The following is a 17,447-nucleotide window of genomic DNA, read 5'->3' on the forward strand; positions in this document are numbered from 1 at the left end:
TACGCCTTGGGCCGACCGGAGTCACCCCGGCCGAGCCGCGACGGCTGGGCGCCGAGCGCGCTACGACGTCACGTCACGCCACGCGTCGGGCAGGGCCGTCGCCACCTGCGCCGCCGTGATCGGCCCGCCGCCGGACGCGCGGCGGGCCGCGAGCCCGTGCAGGTACGCGGCCGCAGACCCCGCGTCCAGAGCCGACAGCCCCGCCGCGAGCAGCGACCCGGCGAGGCCCGACAGCACATCACCGCTGCCCGCCGTCGCCAGCCAGGACGTGCCCGTGGGGTTGACCCGTACCGCCGCGTCCGGCCCGGCCACCAGCGTCGTCGAGCCCTTGAGCAGCACCGTCGCGTCGAAGCGCGCCGCCAGGTCCCGTACCGCCGCGAGCCGCCCCGCCTCCACCGCCTCCCGGGAGACGCCGAGCAGCGCCGCCGCCTCCCCCGCGTGCGGGGTGAGCAGCGTCGGAGCCGTACGCCCGCGCACCACGGACACCGGCAGGTCCCGCAGTCCGTCCGCGTCCACCAGGACCGGTACGTCCGAGGCGAGGACGTCCGCGACCCCGGGCCCGTCCCCGAGCCCCGGGCCCACCACCCACGCCTGGACCCGGCCCGCCTTCTCCGGCGGCCCGGCGTGCACCAGGGTCTCGGGGAAGCGGGCGATCACCGCGTCCCCGGCCGGGCCCACGTACCGCACCGCGCCCGCACCGCCCCGCAGCGCTCCCGCCACCGCGAGGACGGCCGCGCCCGGGTAGCGCGCGGACCCGGCGACCACGCCCACCACACCCCGCCGGTATTTGTCGCTCTCCGCGCCCGGCACGGGCAGCAGCCGCGCCACGTCCTCGTGCTGGAGCGCCTCCAGGTCGGGCACCGAGGGCAACAGGTCCGCGAGTCCGATGTCGACGAGCCGCAGCGCCCCCGCGTACTCCCGCGCCGGGTCGATCAGCAGCCCCGGCTTGTACGCCCCGAACGTCACGGTCGCGTCCGCCCGCAGCGCCTCCCCCGTCACCTGGCCCGTGTCCGCGTCGACGCCGCTGGGCAGGTCGACGGCGACCACGACCGCGTCCGAGCCACGCGCCGCCCGCGCGACCGGGACCGCGTCCGGGCGCAGTCCGCCGCGCCCGCCGATGCCGGTGATCCCGTCCAGGACGAGATCGGCGGCGGCGAGCGGCTCGAACGGGTCCTCCGCGACCCGCCCGCCGGCCGCCCGCAGCGCGCCGAGACCGCCCTCGTGCGCCCGCGAGCCGAGCAGGACGGCCGTCACGCCGGCCCCGCGCCGGGCGAGCCGCGCACCCGCGTACAGCGCGTCGCCGCCGTTGTCCCCGCTGCCGACGAGCAGCACGACTCTCGCCCCGTACACCCGGCCCCGCCCGAGGAGCGAGACACAGGCGGCGGCGAGCCCCGCCGCCGCCCGGTGCATCAGCGCGCCCTCCGGCAGACGGCTCATCAGCTCGGCCTCTGCGGCCCGTACGGACTCCACGCGGTAAGCGGTACGCATGTTCCGCAGTCTGCCGCACCTGCCAAGCCCCCGCCCGCAGAAGAGGGTTGTCACCCCTCGGCGATCACCACCGCCGACGCCACGCCCGCGTCGTGACTGAGGGACACATGCCAGTGCCTCACCCCGAGTTCGGCCGCCCGCGCCGCCACCGTCCCGCGCACCCGCAGCCGGGGCTGCCCGCTGTCCTCGACGTACACCTCCGCGTCCGTCCAGTGCAGGCCGGCGGGCGCGCCGAGCGCCTTGGCCACCGCCTCCTTCGCGGCGAAGCGGACCGCGAGCGAGGCGGGTCCGCGCCGCTCGCCGCTCGGCAGCAGCAGCTCGCGCTCGACGAAGAGCCGCGCGAGCAGCCCGGGGGTCCGCTCAAGGGAGGCCGCGAAGCGGTCCACCTCGGCCACGTCGATCCCCACCCCGATGATCATTCGCTCATCACTCCACGGTCACAGATTTCGCCAGGTTCCGCGGCTGGTCCACCTCGTTGCCGCGCGCCGTCGCCAGCTCGCAGGCGAAGACCTGCAGCGGCACGGTGGAGACCAGCGGCTGGAGCAGCGTAGGCGTTGCCGGGATACGGATGAGATGGTCGGCGTACGGGACGACGGCCTCGTCGCCCTCCTCCGCGATCACGATGGTCCGCGCCCCGCGCGCCCGGATCTCCTGGATGTTGGAGACGATCTTGTCGTGGAGGACGGACCGGCCCTTGGGGGACGGCACGACCACGACGACCGGCAGATCCTCCTCGATGAGTGCGATCGGCCCGTGCTTGAGCTCACCGGCGGCGAAGCCTTCGGCGTGCATGTACGCGAGTTCCTTCAGCTTCAGCGCGCCTTCCAGGGCCACGGGGTAGCCGACGTGCCGGCCGAGGAAGAGGACCGTGTTCTTGTGGGCGAGCGAGCGCGCCAGCTCGCGCACCGGCTGCATGGTCTCCAGGACCCGCTCGACCTCGTCGGCGATCCGCGCGAGCTCCCGGATCACGGCGTGGATCTCGTCGCCCCACTTCGTCCCGCGCACCTGCCCCAGATACAGCGCGACGAGGTAGCAGGCCACGAGCTGCGTCAGGAAGGCCTTCGTCGACGCCACGGCGACCTCGGGCCCCGCGTGCGTGTAGAGGACGGCGTCGGACTCGCGCGGAATGGTCGAACCGTTCGTGTTGCAGATGGCCAGCACCTTCGCGCCCTGCTCGCGCGCGTGTCGCAGCGCCATCAGGGTGTCCATGGTCTCGCCGGACTGGGAGATGGCGATGACCAGGGTGCGCTGGCCGAGGATCGGGTCGCGGTAGCGGAACTCGCTGGCCAGCTCCACCTCGCAGGGGATCCGGGTCCAGTGCTCGATGGCGTACTTCGCGATGAGGCCGGAGTGGAAGGCGGTGCCGCAGGCGATGATGACGACCTTGTCGGCCTCCCGCAGCACGGCGGCGGGGATGCGCACCTCGTCGAGCGTGAGGTGTCCCTCCGCGTCGATCCGCCCCAGCAGGGTGTCGGCGACGGCCTTCGGCTGCTCGGCGATCTCCTTGAGCATGAAGTAGTCGTAGCCGGCCTTCTCGGCGGCCGAGGCGTCCCAGTCCACGTGGTACGCCCGTACGTCGGCGGGCGCGCCCTCGAAGTCGGTGACGGTCACCCCGTCCCGGCGCAGCTCGACGACCTGGTCCTGTCCGAGCTCGATCGCGGACCTGGTGTGCGCGATGAACGCCGCGACGTCCGAGGCGAGGAAGAACTCGCCCTCGCCGACGCCGACCACGAGGGGTGAGTTGCGGCGCGCGCCGACGACCACGTCGGGGTCGTCCGCGTGCACCGCGACCAGGGTGAACGCCCCGTCGAGGCGCCGGCACACCAGCCGCATCGCCTCGGCCAGGTCCCCGCAGGAGGAGAACTGCTCGGCGAGGAGATGGGCCACGACCTCGGTGTCCGTCTCGGACGCGAGGTCGTGGCCGCGCTCCTCCAACTCGGCGCGCAGGGCGGCGAAGTTCTCGATGATGCCGTTGTGGACGACGGCCACGCGCCCCGCGTTGTCGAGATGCGGGTGCGCGTTGGCGTCGGTGGGCCCGCCGTGCGTGGCCCAGCGGGTGTGCCCGATGCCGGTGGAGCCGCTCGGCAACGGCCGGTCCACCAGCTCCTTCTCCAGATTGACGAGCTTGCCCGCCTTCTTCGCCGCGGCCATGCCTCCGTCGGAGAGCACCGCGACCCCGGCCGAGTCGTAGCCCCGGTACTCGAGCCGCTTGAGGCCCGCGATCACCACATCAAGCGCCGACTGCCCGCCGACGTAACCCACGATTCCGCACATGGCGGCAGCCTACGACCGAAGACGGCCGTGGGCCCGGACTCAGCGCAGCTTGGCGGCCTGCGCGTCGATGACGACCTTGGGCAGCGCCTTGACCTCGCCACCGAGGCTCATGGTGGCGAAGGAGGCCACCGCGTTGCCCTTGCGGAACACCGCCAGCTTGGTGACGAACTTCTGCCCCTCCATGTCACTGGTGACCGTCCAGGCGAGCGCCTCGTCACCGGCGGTCAGGGTCTCCGGGGCGATCTTGGTGACCTTGGTCTTGGCGCCGCTCGCCATGACGGTGAACCCGCCCGTGCACTCGGTCCCGGCGGTCTTCAGGGTGGCGAAGGCCTTCTCGGCGCCCTGGCCGCTGTACGAACCGAGGGTCACGGTGGTCATGGGGGCGGTGAGGGCGCCCTTGATGTCCTCCGGCGACGCCGCGGTGCCCTTGCTCACCTCGACCGCCTTGCGCTGCGTGCTGGCGCCCGCGTCGCCGGGGGCGACGGACGACAGGGCCTCGGCGAGCGGCTCGCAGGCGGGCTTGTCGGCGCCGACGTCCCCGGCGTTCAGGATGTCGGCGGCCTTGGCCTTCTGTACCTGGTAGCCCTTGAGGTCGGCCTGCTCGACGATGAGCTTCTCCAGCTCGGCGGCGGAGAGCGCCTTCACGTCCGGCTTCGCGGCGGCGGACGCGGAGGCGTCGTTCTCGCCCTTCGGCTTGCCGTCGTTCGCGTCCCCGCCGCACGCGGTGAGCAGCATCGCCAGGGACGTAGCGGCGGCGGCGACGGCCGCGGTGCGGCGGAGGGTGGTGGCTCTCATGGTTCAACTCTCTACTCGGGCAGGCGAATCTGTGAGCAGCCTATGCAAGCGATCACCGCGATGATCACCGCGTTATCAACCGGTATGCGATCGCAATCATCCCGCGAGCCCCTCCGTGTGTGCGAGCACCTCGGAACGGATCCGCCACGTGACCCAGCCCACCACCCACGACGGCCCCGCACCCCCGACAATGGCCCTGTGATCACTTCGCCGCCACGAAGCGCCCCGGGCAACGGCAACGACCCCGGCTCCGGCACAGGCACCGGCTCCGTTCCCAGCCACGGCAAGGGGAACGGCAACGGCCAGCGCCGGGCCGAGGCGTCGCCGTACGTCGACCTCACCAGGGCCGAGTGGAGTGCGCTGCGTGACAAGACGCCGCTGCCGCTCTCCGCCGACGAGGTCGAGCGGCTGCGCGGCCTCGGGGACGTCATCGACCTCGACGAGGTGCGGGACATCTATCTGCCGCTGTCCCGGCTGCTCAATCTGTACGTCCAGGCCACCAGCGGTCTGCGGGGCGCGCTGAACACCTTCCTCGGCGAGAACGCCGAGCAGCGCGGCACGCCGTTCGTCATAGGAGTCGCCGGCTCGGTCGCCGTCGGCAAGTCGACGGTCGCCCGGCTCCTCCAGGCGCTGCTCGCCCGCTGGCCCGAGCACCCGCGTGTGGAACTGGTGACCACCGACGGCTTCCTGCTGCCGATGGAGGAGCTGAAGGCGCGCGGGCTGCTGTCCCGGAAGGGTTTCCCGGAGTCGTACGACCGCCGTGCGCTGACCCGGTTCGTCGCCGACATCAAGGCCGGGAAGGACGAGGTCACCGCCCCCGTCTACTCCCACCTCATCTACGACATCGTGCCCGGCGAGCGGCTCGTCGTCCGCCGCCCCGACATCCTGATCGTCGAGGGGCTCAACGTCCTCCAGCCGGCGCTGCCCGGCAAGGACGGCCGCACCCGGGTGGGCCTCGCCGACTACTTCGACTTCTCGGTGTACGTCGACGCCCGCCCCGAGGACATCGAGAGCTGGTACCTCAACCGCTTCCGCAAGCTGCGCGAGACCGCGTTCCAGAACCCGTTCTCGTACTTCCAGCGCTACACCCAGGTCTCCGAGGAGGAGGCACTGGACTACGCCCGCACGATGTGGCGGACCATCAACAAGGTGAACCTCCTCGAGAACGTGGCCCCGACGCGCGGCCGTGCCACGCTCGTCGTCCGCAAGGGGCCCGACCACAAGGTCCAGCGCCTCTCCCTGCGCAAACTCTGATCCCCCGTTAGGGTGCGGCCATGCTGCATCTGCGGATGATCACCCCGGCCGACCGCACGGACGCCGTCCTCGAACTGATCGGCAAGACGGTGGGCACCACCCACCTGGCGGTGTTCACCGGTGCCGCCCGCGATCCGGCCGGCGACATCGTCCTGTGCGACGTGGCCCGCGAGGCCGGTGACGAACTCCTCAACGGGCTCCGCGACCTGGGCCTCGACAAGGACGGGTCGATCGCGGTCGACCACATCGACCTGTCCCTCTCCGAGCGCGCCGACCACGCCGAGAAGGAGGCCCCCGGCGAAGGGGCGGACGCGGTGGTGTGGGAGCAGCTGACCGAGGCGACCCACGAGGAGTCCACCCTCAGCATCACCTATCTGCTGTTCCTCACCCTCGCGACGATGATCGCGGCCTGCGGTGTGGTCCTCGACAACGCGATCCTGATCGTGGGCGCGATGGCCGTCGGCCCGGAGTTCGGTCCGCTCGCCGGAATCTGTACGGGTCTGGTGCGGCGCGCTCCCCGGCTGACCTGGCGCTGTCTGGTCGCCCTCCTGGCCGGTTTCGCGGTCGCGATCGCGGCCACCACCGTCTTCAGTCTGGTGATGGACGCCTGGGGCCAGTTCGACGAGGGCATGCTCGACAACCCGCGCCCGAACACCAGCTTCATCTGGCAGCCGGACCCGTTCTCCTTCATCGTGGCCCTGCTCGCGGGCGCGGCCGGCGTCCTCTCGCTCACCTCGGCGAAGTCCGGCGCGCTGGTGGGCGTGGCGATCTCGGTGACGACGGTCCCGGCCGCCGCGAACGCCGCGGTGGCCCTCAGCTACGGCGACGTGGGCCAGATGTGGGGCTCCGCCGAGCAGTTGCTGCTGAACCTGCTCGGCATCATCCTCGCCGGTGTCCTCACCCTCGTGGGCTGGAAACTGCTGTGGCGTACCCAGCGGGGACGGATGACCCGCCCGCCGGGTACGCCACGAGGCAGGTAGCCCGGGCCGGAGGTCAGCCGAGCGCCGACTTCACCACGTCCGCCAGGCGGCCCGCCACCGCGCGGGCCTGCTCGATGTCGGCGGCCTCCACCATCACGCGTACCAGCGGCTCCGTGCCGGAGGAACGCAGCAGTACGCGGCCGGTGTCGCCCAGCTCCCGCTCGGCCTCGGTGACCGCGCCGGCCAGCTCCGCCGAGGTCGTCACCCGCGACTTGTCGACGTCGGGCACGTTGATGAGGACCTGCGGCAGCCGCTCCATCACGGAGGCCAGCTCCGCCAGCGACTTGCCCGTGGCCGCGACCCGGGCAGCCAGCATCAGGCCGGTCAGCGTGCCGTCGCCGGTGGTCGCGTGGTCGAGCACGATCACATGGCCGGACTGCTCGCCGCCGAGCGCGTACCCGTGCTCCTTCATGGCCTCGAGGACGTACCGGTCGCCTACCGCCGTCTGGACCACGCGCAGCCCCTCCCGCTCCATGGCGAGCTTGAAGCCGAGGTTGGACATCACGGTCCCGACGACGGTGTCGCCGCGCAGGGTGCCCGCCTCACGCATGGCGAGCGCGAGCACCGCGAGGATCTGGTCGCCGTCGACCTCGTCGCCGGCCGCGTCGACCGCGAGGCAGCGGTCCGCGTCGCCGTCGTGGGCGATGCCGAAGTCCGCGCCGTGCTCGACGACGGCGGCCTTGAGCAGCTCCAGGTGGGTCGAGCCGCAGCCGTCGTTGATGTTCAGGCCGTCCGGGGCGGCGCCGATCGTGACGACCTGGGCACCGGCCCGCGAGAACGCCTCGGGCGACACGCGCGCCGCGGCGCCGTGCGCCTCGTCGAGGACGACCTTCAGTCCGTCGAGCCGGTTCGGCAGGACGGCGATGAGGTGGGCGACGTACTTGTCGAAGCCCTCGTCGTAGTCACGGACCCGTCCGACACCCGCGCCGGTCGGCCGCTCCCACGGGGCACCGGTGCGGTGCTCCTCGTAGACGGACTCGATCCGGTCCTCCAGCTCGTCCGCGAGCTTGTGGCCGCCGCGGGCGAAGAACTTGATGCCGTTGTCGGGCATGGCGTTGTGGCTCGCGGAGAGCATCACGCCGAGGTCGGCGCCGAGCGCTCCGGTGAGATAGGCCACGGCGGGGGTGGGCAGCACGCCGACGCGCAGCACGTCCACACCCGCGCTCGCGAGGCCCGCCACGACGGCGGCCTCCAGGAACTCTCCCGACGCACGCGGGTCCCGCCCGACCACCGCGGTCGGCCGATGACCTTCAAAGGTTCCCGCCTCGGCGAGCACATGCGCCGCGGCGACCGACAGGCCGAGCGCGAGCTCCGCCGTCAGATCCGCGTTGGCCACACCGCGCACGCCGTCCGTGCCGAAGAGTCGTCCCACAACTGTCCTCCGAAACTGCTCCGAAAATGCGATCCCGTGCAGATCCTCTGACCGGCTGATGCCCGTTTCCATACCGACGCCGCCCAGAAGTGCCCAAGGTGATGAAAAAACGTACGCCCCGGCAGCACGGACAGTGCCGCCGGGGCGTACGTACAAAGCAGACCGAGCAGGCGATTAGCGCTTGCTGTACTGCGGGGCCTTGCGGGCCTTCTTGAGACCGGCCTTCTTGCGCTCGACCGCACGGTCGTCGCGGGAGAGGAAGCCGGCCTTCTTCAGCGGGCCGCGGTTGTTCTCCACGTCCGCCTCGTTCAGCGCGCGGGCCACGCCGAGACGCAGGGCGCCGGCCTGGCCGGAGACGCCGCCACCCGCGATGCGGGCGATGACGTCGTAGCGGTTGTCGAGCTCGAGCACCTTGAAGGGCTCGTTGACTTCCTGCTGGTGCACCTTGTTCGGGAAGTAGTCCTCGAGGGTGCGACCGTTGATCTTCCACTTGCCGGTGCCCGGAACGATCCGGACGCGGGCGATGGCGTTCTTGCGACGGCCCAGGCCGGCGGCCGGCTGCGGGTCGCCGAAGCGGGACGCCAGGGACTCGGAGGTGTACTCACCCTCGACGGGGACCTCGGACTCGAAGGTGGTGACCTCGGCGTAGGTCTCCTCGCCCTCGATGGGGTTCTCAACAGTGGTCTCGGCCACGATGCTCCTCAGATTTCTTTTCGTCTTAGGGGGTGGCCGGAACTACTGCGCGACCTGGGTGATCTCGAACGGGACCGGCTGCTGAGCAGCGTGCGGGTGGTTCTCGCCCGCGTAGACCTTCAGCTTCGAGAGCATCTGACGGCCGAGGGTGTTCTTGGGGATCATGCCCTTGATGGCCTTCTCGACGGCCTTCTCGGGGTTCTTCTCCAGCAGCTCGTCGTAACGGACGGAGCGCAGACCACCCGGGAAACCGGAGTGGCGGTACGCCAGCTTCTGGGTCTTCTTGTTGCCGGACAGGTGGACCTTGTCAGCGTTGATGATGATGACGAAGTCGCCCATGTCCATGTGGGGCGCGTAGACGGGCTTGTGCTTACCCCGGAGGAGGTTCGCAGCCGTCGTCGCCAGACGGCCCAGGACAACGTCCTGCGCGTCGATGATGTGCCACTGGCGAGTGACATCGCCGGGCTTGGGGCTGTACGTACGCACTTCGTAGCCTTCGCTTCTTCAGTGGATGGAGTCCAGACACACCTGAAGCGATCATGCAGCTGGGGCCTGCACTGCCGGGACACTGCCCGTATGCGAGCCACTGGTAACTGCTCCAGGGAACCTGCGTAAGGGCCCTTCGCGTGAGAACGACGAAGCCGATACGCATAACAAACCGCAACAGTACCCGCGCCACCTCGGACGGGTCAAAACGCGCCGCCCCTACCGCGCCCGCTCCACCCGCCGCTCGTCCCACACCGGCTCCGGCGTCTCCCGTACGACCCCGTCCGAGCCGAAGACCAGGTACCGGTCGAAGGTCTTCGCGAACCAGCGGTCGTGCGTGACCGCCAGGACCGTGCCGTCGTACGCCTCCAGGCCGTCCTGGAGGGCCTCCGCCGACTCCAGGTCCAGGTTGTCCGTCGGCTCGTCGAGCAGCAGGGCCGTCGTCCCCGACAGCTCCAGGAGCAGGATCTGGAAGCGGGCCTGCTGGCCACCGGAGAGCTTCTCGAAGGGCTGGTCGCCCTGGCCCTCCAGTTCGTAGCGGCGCAGGACCGACATCGCGCCGCCCCGGTCCTTGGCGTGCTCCGACCAGAGGATGTCCACCAGGGACCTCCCCTGCAGCTCCGGGTGCGCGTGGGTCTGGGCGAAGTGGCCCGGCACGACCCGCGCGCCCAGCTTCCACGTCCCCGTGTGCGCCACCGACGGGTCACCGGCGAGCAGACGCAGGAAGTGTGACTTGCCCGACCCGTTCGAGCCGAGGACGGCGACCCGCTCGCCGTAGAAGATCTCCAGCGAGAACGGCTTCATCAGACCGGTCAGCTCAAGGTTTTCGCAGGTCACCGCCCGCACACCGGTACGGCCGCCGCGCAGCCGCATCCGGATGTCCTGCTCGCGCGGCGGCTCCGGCGGCGGGCCGGCCTCCTCGAACTTCCGCAGCCGCGTCTGCGCGGCCGCGTAGCGCGACGCCATCTCGTGGCTGACCGCCGCCGCCTGCCGCAGATTGATCACCAGCTTCTTCAGCTGCGCGTGCTTCTCCTCCCAGCGCCGCTTCAGCTCCTCGAAGCGGGCGAACCGCTCCCGCCGCGCCTCGTGGAAGGTCTCGAAGCCACCGCCGTGCACCCAGACGTCCGACCCGGCCGGGCCCGGCTCGACAGCGACGATCTTCTGGGCGGCGCGGGCGAGGAGTTCCCGGTCGTGGGAGATGAAGAGCACGGTCTTACGGGTCTCCCGCAGCCGCTCCTCCAGCCACCGCTTGCCGGGGACGTCGAGGTAGTTGTCCGGCTCGTCGAGCAGCAGCACCTCGTCGGTGCCCCGCAGCAGGGACTCCAGGACCAGCCGCTTCTGCTCACCGCCGCTGAGCGTGCGCACCTCGCGGAACTGCGCCTTCTCGTACGGGACGCCCAGGGCCGCCATCGTGCACATGTCCCAGAGGGTCTCGGCCTCGTACCCCTGGACCTCGGCCCAGTCGCTGAGCGCCTGCGCGTACGCCATCTGCGCGGCCTCGTCGTCCACGGTCATGATCAGGTGCTCGGCCTCGTCGACCGCCTTCGCCGCCTCGCGGATACGGGGCTGGGCGACGGAGACCAGCAGGTCACGGACCGTACGGTCATCCCGCACCGAGCCGACGAACTGCGGCATCACCCCGAGTCCGCCGCTGACGGTGACCGTGCCGCCGTGCGGCTGCAGCTCACCGGCGATCATCCGGAGCAGCGTCGTCTTCCCGGCGCCGTTGGCCCCGACCAGGGCGACCACGGCGCCCTCCCCCACCCGGAAGGAGGCGTCGGCGAGGAGCACCCTCCCGTCCGGAAGGTAGTACTCCAGATGCGCGGCCTCGACATGTCCCATGGAGTGCATTGTCGCCGCCGACGCCCCTGTCTCCCAACCGGATTAGGATGCGCGGCATGAGCTTTGGGGGACCGCAGTGGCCGCAGGAGCCGCAGCAGCACGGCGGGCAGCCGTACGGACAGCAGCAGCCCAACCCGTTTCCCGGCGCGCACGCGCCGGACACACCGGACTGGAGCGCGCTCGCGGAAGCCTCGGCGGCCCGTAGCCGCCGCAAGCGCCGGATGATCTTCGGCGGCGGCGCGCTCGCGGTCCTCGTGGTCGGCGCGATCGTCGCCACCGCGATCGTGAGCGGCGGCAGGAGCGACGACACGGCCAAGAACGGCTCGGTCACCCCGACCGACTCCGCCGGCCCCGATGACTCCCTCACGCCCACCCCGACGTTCTCCTCCGTGGCGCCGCCGCCCCCGCCCGACCCCAAGGACTTCATCTCGAACGAGACGAAGGACAAGGCACCGCTCAGCGCCGAGGGCCTCTTCCCGGGCAAGAAGCTCACCATGAGCGGCCGCGCCTACAAGAAGGGCGCGACCTCCTCCACGACGGACTGCGCGAGCGTCACACAGGCACCGCTCGGCTCCATCCTGCGGAAGAACGGCTGCGACCGGGTACTGCGCGCCACGTACGTGAAGGACGGGGTCGCCATCACCGTCGGCGTGGCCGTCTTCTCCACCGAGGCCGAGGCCCTGAAGGCGAAGCAGCAGGCCGACGGCGGCATCGCCCCGCTCGCCGGCTCGGGCGTGGCCGACTTCTGCCGCGCGACCGTCTGTCTGCGCCGCTCGAACTCGATCGGCCGGTACGCCTACTTCACCCAGGCCGGCTTCACCGACGGCACGAAGGTCACCACGGCGGACAAGGCCGTCTACCAGGTCAGCGACGACCTCGGCACCTTCGCGTTCAACCAGATCTACGCCCGCGGCCGCACCCAGGCCTCAGCAGCAGCCGGCGCTCCCGGGGAGTGACCGCTTGTTCCTGGCCTCCAGATTGCGGGCGGCCAGGAGCTCGTCGGCCGGGTAGCCGACCTCTTCGAGGGTGAGGCCGTGCGGGCGGACGACGTGCACGGCCGAGTCCCGTACGCCCGCCGCCAGGACCTTCGCCGGCCAGTCCACCGGCCGGTGTCCGTCACCGACGAACAGCAGCGCGCCGACCAGCGAGCGGACCATGTTGTGGCAGAAGGCGTCCGCCTTGACGGTCGCCTCCAGGATGCCGCCGGGCCGCCGCTCCCAGCGCAGCTCCTGGAGCGTACGGATGGTGGTGGCGCCGTCGCGCTTCTTGCAGTAGGCCGCGAAGTCGTGCTCGCCGACGAGACGCTCGGCCGCGGCGTTCATGGCGTCCATGTCGAGGGTCCAGTCGTGCCACAGGACATGGCCGCGCAGGAGCGGGTCGACGCCGCCGGGGTTGTCGGTGACGCGGTAGGCGTAGCGGCGCCAGACGGCGGAGAAGCGCGCGTTGAAGCCGCTGGGGGCCTCGGTCAGCCGCCAGACCCGTACGTCGTGCGAGAGGCGCCCGGCGAGCCGCCGCAGCAGCTTGTCCCGGTGCTCGGCCCACAGCTCGACGGGCAGATCGACGTGGGCGACCTGGCCGCGGGCGTGCACCCCCGCGTCGGTGCGGCCGGCGACGGTCAGCTCGTACGTCTCCTTGGACCGGGTGACGGTCTTCAGGGCGTCCTCGATGTCACCCTGGACGGTCCGCTGCCCGCGGGCCTGCTTGGCCCAGCCGGAGAAGTCCTTGCCGTCGTAGGACAGGTCGAGCCGGATGCGTACGAATCCGTCCTGCACGTCGTCGCTCACGCGGGGTCATCCTCTCAAGAACACGGGAACGGGCCCGCACCCCGAGGGGTACGGGCCCGCACACGAGACAGTCAGAACGCTCAGGCGTCCTTCGACTCCTCGGCCGGAGCCTCGGCGGCGTCCTCGGCCTTGGTCTCCTCGACCTTGGCCTCGTCCTCCTTGACCGCACGCTTGGTGGCGGCCTCGGCCTCGGCGACGGTCGCCTTCTTGGCGATCTCGCCCTCGACCAGCTCGATCACGGCCATCGGGGCGTTGTCGCCACGACGGTTGCCGATCTTGGTGATACGGGTGTAGCCACCCGGGCGCTCGGAGTAGCGCGGCGCGATCTCGGTGAAGAGGGTGTGGACGACGCCCTTGTCGGTGATCGTCTGCAGCACCAGGCGACGGTTGTGGATGTCGCCCTTCTTCGCCTTGGTGATCAGGCGCTCGGCGACCGGACGCAGGCGGCGGGCCTTGGCCTCGGTCGTCGTGATGCGGCCGTGCTCGAAGAGGGACTTCGCCAGGTTGGCGAGCAGCAGACGCTCGTGAGCGGCGCTGCCACCGAGACGGGCACCCTTGGCGGGACGCGGCATGGTGTTTCTCCTTGTGATCTGCACCGGCCGTATGAGGTACCGATGTCAGTGTCCGCACGGGCGGGTCTGCCCGACGGAGATCCGGGCAAGCCCGGAATACCCGGGCCGCGAGGCCCGGAAGTCGTGCGGCGCGCGGCCGACAGGCCGCTGCGCGGTCCCCCGGCCGAAAGCCCGGGGTCCCGGGGGCGGAGCCCCCGGGGGTCGTCCACCGCGGCGGGGCCGGAGCCCCGGAGGGGTCCGGTCCCGCCGGCGGAGGGACTAGTACTGCTCGGTCTCGACGAAGCCCGCGTCCGCGTCGTCGTCGGCGCCGAAGGCGTCGGCGGCGGCGGTCGGGTCGAATCCGGGCGGGCTGTCCTTCAGGGCCAGGCCCATGCCGGCCAGCTTCGCCTTGACCTCGTCGATCGACTTCGCACCGAAGTTGCGGATGTCGAGCAGGTCGGCCTCGGAGCGCGCCACGAGCTCACCCACGGAGTGGATGCCCTCACGCTTGAGGCAGTTGTACGAACGAACGGTGAGCTCGAGCTCCTCGATCGGCAGCGCCAGGTCGGCGGCGAGGGCGGCGTCCGTCGGGGACGGGCCCATGTCGATGCCCTCGGCGTCGATGTTGAGCTCGCGCGCCAGACCGAACAGCTCGACCAGGGTCTTGCCGGCGGACGCCATGGCGTCACGCGGGCGCATGGCCTGCTTGGTCTCGACGTCGACGATCAGCTTGTCGAAGTCGGTGCGCTGCTCGACACGGGTCGCCTCGACCTTGTACGTGACCTTGAGCACCGGCGAGTAGATGGAGTCGACCGGGATACGGCCGATCTCCTGGCCCACCTGCTTGTTCTGCACGGCGGAGACGTAGCCGCGACCGCGCTCGACGGTCAGCTCCATCTCCAGCTTGCCCTTGCCGTTGAGCGTGGCGAGCACCAGGTCGGGGTTGTGCACCTCGACACCGGCCGGCGGGGCGATGTCGGCAGCGGTGACCAGGCCGGGGCCCTGCTTGCGCAGGTACATCACGACCGGCTCGTCGTGCTCCGAGGAGACGACCAGCTGCTTGATGTTCAGGATGAGGTCGGTGACGTCCTCCTTGACGCCCGGCACGGTGGTGAACTCGTGCAGGACACCGTCGATACGGATGGACGTGACGGCCGCACCCGGGATCGAGGAGAGGAGCGTACGACGGAGGCTGTTGCCGAGCGTGTAGCCGAAGCCCGGCTCCAGGGGCTCGATGACGAACCGCGAGCGGTACTCGTCGACGACCTCTTCGGTCAGCGAGGGACGCTGAGCGATCAGCATGATGTGAATCCTTCAGTCATGGACACCCACTATTTGATGTCCCGAGGTACTGCAAGGGTACGGGCGGCACGCCTCCGAAGAGCCGTACCGCCCAGTACCTCAGACCGTTGCCGGTCGTGCGTCAGACGCGACGACGCTTCGGCGGACGGCAGCCGTTGTGCGGCGTGGGGGTGACGTCCTGGATCGAACCGACCTCGAGGCCCGTGGCCTGGAGGGAGCGGATCGCGGTCTCGCGGCCGGAGCCCGGACCCTTGACGAAGACGTCGACCTTGCGCATGCCGTGCTCCTGCGCGCGGCGAGCGGCCGACTCGGCGGCCATCTGCGCGGCGAACGGGGTCGACTTGCGCGAGCCCTTGAAGCCGACGTGGCCGGCGGAGGCCCAGGAGATCACGTTGCCCGAGGGGTCCGTGATCGAGACGATCGTGTTGTTGAACGTGCTCTTGATGTGCGCGTGGCCGTGAGCGACGTTCTTCTTTTCCTTGCGGCGCACCTTCTTGGCAGCGCCCTGACGACCCTTGGGGGGCATCTATATCTCCTACGGGAGGTGGTCGGTCCTACAGCGAAGACCGTGTGGTCAAGCGTCCGCTGAGGACTACTTCTTGCCCGGCTTCTTCTTGCCGGCGATGGCGCGACGCGGGCCCTTGCGGGTACGGGCGTTCGTGCTGGTGCGCTGGCCGTGGACCGGAAGGCCACGACGGTGACGCAGACCCTGGTAGCAGCCGATCTCGACCTTGCGGCGGATGTCGGCCTGGATCTCGCGGCGGAGGTCACCCTCGGTCCGGAGGTTGGCGTCCACGTACTCGCGGATCTTGACCAGGTCCTCTTCGGCCAGGTCACGAACGCGGGTGTTCGGGTTCACGCCGGTGGAGTCGAGGATCTCCTTGGACCGGGTGCGCCCGATACCGAAGACGTAGGTGAGTGCGATCTCCACACGCTTTTCGCGCGGGATGTCAACACCGGAAACGCGTGCCATTCAATGGCTCCTGTGTGTTCGGGGGTCTTCCGCAAAGCCGCTCCCGCCACGCCGTATGAGGTACGGAACGGGTCCCCGGCCCCCGCCGGAGGTGCCGTCAGCCGTGGAACACGGCCCGACGGGCTCTGCGTATGTACGTTTGCTTGCGTCGCGCGAAGAACTGCGGAGGTGCAGGTCGGTCGGCGTGCGTCAGCCCTGGCGCTGCTTGTGGCGCAGGTTGTCGCAGATGACCATGACCCGGCCGTGACGGCGGATCACCTTGCACTTGTCGCAGATCTTCTTGACGCTCGGCTTGACCTTCATGGGATGTGAGGTTCTCCGGGTCAGTGCCACCACCCGCGCACGGAAGATGCGGGGTGCGGGCAAGATCTACTTGTACCGGTAGACGATCCGGCCACGCGTCAGGTCGTACGGAGAGAGCTCCACGACGACCCGGTCGTCCGGAAGGATTCGGATGTAGTGCATCCGCATCTTGCCGGAGATGTGCGCGAGGACCTTGTGACCGTTCTGGAGCTCCACCTTGAACATGGCGTTCGGGAGGGACTCGATCACGGTGCCCTCGATTTCGATGGCACCTTGCTTCTTGGCCACGCTTCGCCTTTCGAATCGGCTACCTTGATCGACTCTCGCCCCCGTATGCGGACACACGGGTACACGAGAGCCGACGCATCAGTCTACGTCAGGCCCTTGGAAAAGACGAATCCAGGAAGTGTGCCCACCCGGGAAGATCCCTACGCAAGGAGCCACGCGGCGGTTCGGGCCGCTACGCCAGCGGATCGGGCGCCGCGGTGACGCCCAGCTCCGCCAGCTTCGCCTTACCGCCGTCAGGGGCCGTCAGGACCAGCGGTCCGTCCTCCGTGAGGGCCACGGAGTGCTCCCAGTGCGAGGACCAGGTGCCGTCGGTCGTGATGACCGTCCAGTCGTCCGCCAGGACCTCCGTGCGCGGCGTGCCCAGCGACACCATCGGCTCGATCGCCAGACAGAAGCCCGGGACCAGCTTCGGACCCTTGCCGCGCTTGCGGGAGACGTAGTTCAGCAGGTGCGGGTCCATGTGCATCTCGGTGCCGATGCCGTGGCCGCCGTAGTCCTCGACGATGCCGTACTTGCCGCCGCCCGGCTTCGGCTGACGGCGGATGTACGTCTCGATCGCGCGGGAGATGTCCACCAGCCGGTTGCCGTTCTTCATCGCGGCGATGCCGGCCCACATCGACTCCTCGGTCACCCGCGAGAGCTCGATCAGCTCCGGGGCGTGCCCCGTGCCCACGAACGCCGTGTACGCCGCGTCCCCGTGCCAGCCGTCGATGATCGCGCCGCAGTCGATCGAGATGATGTCCCCGTCCTTGAGGACCGTCTTCTCGTCCGGGATGCCGTGGACGACGACCTCGTTCACCGAGGTGCAGATCGTCGCGGGGAAGCCGCCGTACCCCAGGAAGTTCGACTTCGCCCCGTGGTCCGCGATCACCTTCCGCGCGACCTCGTCCAGGTCCTTCGTCGTGGCGCCCGGCACGGCCGCCTCACGGGTCGCCGCATGGATGGCGGCGACGACCAGGCCCGCCTCGCGCATCTTCGCGATCTGCTCGGGGGTCTTGATCTGCACCATCGTGGCCGGGGCCTTTCCATCGAGTACGGGAGACAGAACAACGATACGGCCGC

The 17,447-nt window shown here is 70.4% G+C and carries 19 protein-coding genes; 3 read left to right on the forward strand and 16 right to left on the reverse strand.

Features of this window, described 5'->3' with window-relative positions:
• Positions 1 to 60: 60 nt before the first annotated feature.
• Genes ABZY12_RS01895 through ABZY12_RS01910 form a run of 4 tightly spaced genes read right to left on the reverse strand, consistent with a single transcriptional unit; the run spans position 61 to position 4,557 of the window.
• Entirely contained in the window at positions 61 to 1,488 is a 1,428-nt protein-coding gene (locus tag ABZY12_RS01895; RefSeq protein ID WP_356886060.1) for an NAD(P)H-hydrate dehydratase, read from the reverse strand.
• Between the two features lie 50 nt (positions 1,489 to 1,538).
• Positions 1,539 to 1,907 (reverse strand): holo-ACP synthase, encoded by a 369-nt coding sequence (locus ABZY12_RS01900; protein ID WP_356886062.1) that lies wholly within the window; start codon positions 1,905 to 1,907, stop codon positions 1,539 to 1,541.
• 7 nt (positions 1,908 to 1,914) lie between these two features.
• On the reverse strand, positions 1,915 to 3,762 hold the full coding sequence (glmS, locus tag ABZY12_RS01905) for a glutamine--fructose-6-phosphate transaminase (isomerizing) (protein ID WP_356886064.1): 1,848 nt from the start codon (positions 3,760 to 3,762) through the stop codon (positions 1,915 to 1,917).
• A 39-nt stretch (positions 3,763 to 3,801) separates the two neighbouring features.
• Positions 3,802 to 4,557, reverse strand: a complete 756-nt coding sequence (locus tag ABZY12_RS01910) for a hypothetical protein (protein ID WP_356886066.1) — start codon at positions 4,555 to 4,557, stop codon at positions 3,802 to 3,804.
• A 198-nt stretch (positions 4,558 to 4,755) separates the two neighbouring features.
• Here ABZY12_RS01910 and coaA point away from each other — a divergent pair, with 198 nt between their 5' ends.
• Both coaA and ABZY12_RS01920 read left to right on the forward strand, forming a co-directional pair.
• Entirely contained in the window at positions 4,756 to 5,811 is a 1,056-nt protein-coding gene (gene coaA / locus ABZY12_RS01915) for a type I pantothenate kinase (protein WP_356886068.1), read from the forward strand.
• Positions 5,812 to 5,831: 20 nt separating this feature from the next.
• Positions 5,832 to 6,791 (forward strand): DUF389 domain-containing protein, encoded by a 960-nt coding sequence (locus ABZY12_RS01920; protein WP_356886070.1) that lies wholly within the window; start codon positions 5,832 to 5,834, stop codon positions 6,789 to 6,791.
• A 13-nt stretch (positions 6,792 to 6,804) separates the two neighbouring features.
• Here the strand turns inward: ABZY12_RS01920 and glmM are convergent, their stop codons facing one another.
• The 4 genes from glmM to ABZY12_RS01940 form a co-directional block, all read right to left on the reverse strand.
• A complete protein-coding gene (gene glmM / locus ABZY12_RS01925) occupies positions 6,805 to 8,163 on the reverse strand; it encodes a phosphoglucosamine mutase (protein ID WP_356886072.1) in 1,359 nt (452 codons plus the stop codon).
• Positions 8,164 to 8,337: 174 nt separating this feature from the next.
• Positions 8,338 to 8,856, reverse strand: a complete 519-nt coding sequence (rpsI, locus tag ABZY12_RS01930) for a 30S ribosomal protein S9 (RefSeq protein ID WP_260229382.1) — start codon at positions 8,854 to 8,856, stop codon at positions 8,338 to 8,340.
• A 42-nt stretch (positions 8,857 to 8,898) separates the two neighbouring features.
• A complete protein-coding gene (gene rplM, locus ABZY12_RS01935; RefSeq protein WP_260229383.1) occupies positions 8,899 to 9,342 on the reverse strand; it encodes a 50S ribosomal protein L13 in 444 nt (147 codons plus the stop codon).
• Positions 9,343 to 9,561: 219 nt separating this feature from the next.
• Complete coding sequence (locus tag ABZY12_RS01940; RefSeq protein ID WP_356886075.1) at positions 9,562 to 11,184, reverse strand: ATP-binding cassette domain-containing protein; 1,623 nt, start codon at positions 11,182 to 11,184, stop codon at positions 9,562 to 9,564.
• A 56-nt stretch (positions 11,185 to 11,240) separates the two neighbouring features.
• Between ABZY12_RS01940 and ABZY12_RS01945 the strand changes: the two genes are divergently transcribed.
• Positions 11,241 to 12,140 carry a hypothetical protein gene (locus ABZY12_RS01945; protein WP_356886077.1) on the forward strand — a complete coding sequence of 300 codons (900 nt, stop codon included), beginning with the start codon at positions 11,241 to 11,243 and terminating at the stop codon, positions 12,138 to 12,140.
• Here ABZY12_RS01945 and truA read toward each other — a convergent pair.
• The 8 genes from truA to map form a co-directional block, all read right to left on the reverse strand.
• Positions 12,111 to 12,968 carry a tRNA pseudouridine(38-40) synthase TruA gene (gene truA / locus ABZY12_RS01950; RefSeq protein ID WP_356886079.1) on the reverse strand — a complete coding sequence of 286 codons (858 nt, stop codon included), beginning with the start codon at positions 12,966 to 12,968 and terminating at the stop codon, positions 12,111 to 12,113. The genes ABZY12_RS01945 and truA overlap by 30 nt on opposite strands.
• Positions 12,969 to 13,048: 80 nt before the next feature.
• On the reverse strand, positions 13,049 to 13,540 hold the full coding sequence (gene rplQ, locus ABZY12_RS01955) for a 50S ribosomal protein L17 (RefSeq protein WP_356886081.1): 492 nt from the start codon (positions 13,538 to 13,540) through the stop codon (positions 13,049 to 13,051).
• Positions 13,541 to 13,798: 258 nt separating this feature from the next.
• Positions 13,799 to 14,821: a DNA-directed RNA polymerase subunit alpha gene (locus ABZY12_RS01960; RefSeq protein ID WP_003956430.1), complete on the reverse strand. Its 1,023-nt coding sequence runs from the start codon at positions 14,819 to 14,821 to the stop codon at positions 13,799 to 13,801.
• A 121-nt stretch (positions 14,822 to 14,942) separates the two neighbouring features.
• Positions 14,943 to 15,347, reverse strand: a complete 405-nt coding sequence (gene rpsK, locus ABZY12_RS01965) for a 30S ribosomal protein S11 (RefSeq protein WP_003956432.1) — start codon at positions 15,345 to 15,347, stop codon at positions 14,943 to 14,945.
• A 66-nt stretch (positions 15,348 to 15,413) separates the two neighbouring features.
• Complete coding sequence (gene rpsM / locus ABZY12_RS01970) at positions 15,414 to 15,794, reverse strand: 30S ribosomal protein S13 (RefSeq protein WP_356886083.1); 381 nt, start codon at positions 15,792 to 15,794, stop codon at positions 15,414 to 15,416.
• Between the two features lie 189 nt (positions 15,795 to 15,983).
• A complete protein-coding gene (gene rpmJ, locus ABZY12_RS01975; RefSeq protein ID WP_003956441.1) occupies positions 15,984 to 16,097 on the reverse strand; it encodes a 50S ribosomal protein L36 in 114 nt (37 codons plus the stop codon).
• A 66-nt stretch (positions 16,098 to 16,163) separates the two neighbouring features.
• Entirely contained in the window at positions 16,164 to 16,385 is a 222-nt protein-coding gene (gene infA / locus ABZY12_RS01980) for a translation initiation factor IF-1 (protein ID WP_003956442.1), read from the reverse strand.
• A gap of 172 nt (positions 16,386 to 16,557) precedes the next feature.
• On the reverse strand, positions 16,558 to 17,394 hold the full coding sequence (gene map, locus ABZY12_RS01985) for a type I methionyl aminopeptidase (RefSeq protein ID WP_356886085.1): 837 nt from the start codon (positions 17,392 to 17,394) through the stop codon (positions 16,558 to 16,560).
• Positions 17,395 to 17,447: the final 53 nt, after the last annotated feature.

The organism is Streptomyces sp. NPDC006551 (assembly GCF_040611675.1).
In the GTDB taxonomy this organism is placed as follows: Bacteria; Actinomycetota; Actinomycetes; order Streptomycetales; family Streptomycetaceae; genus Streptomyces.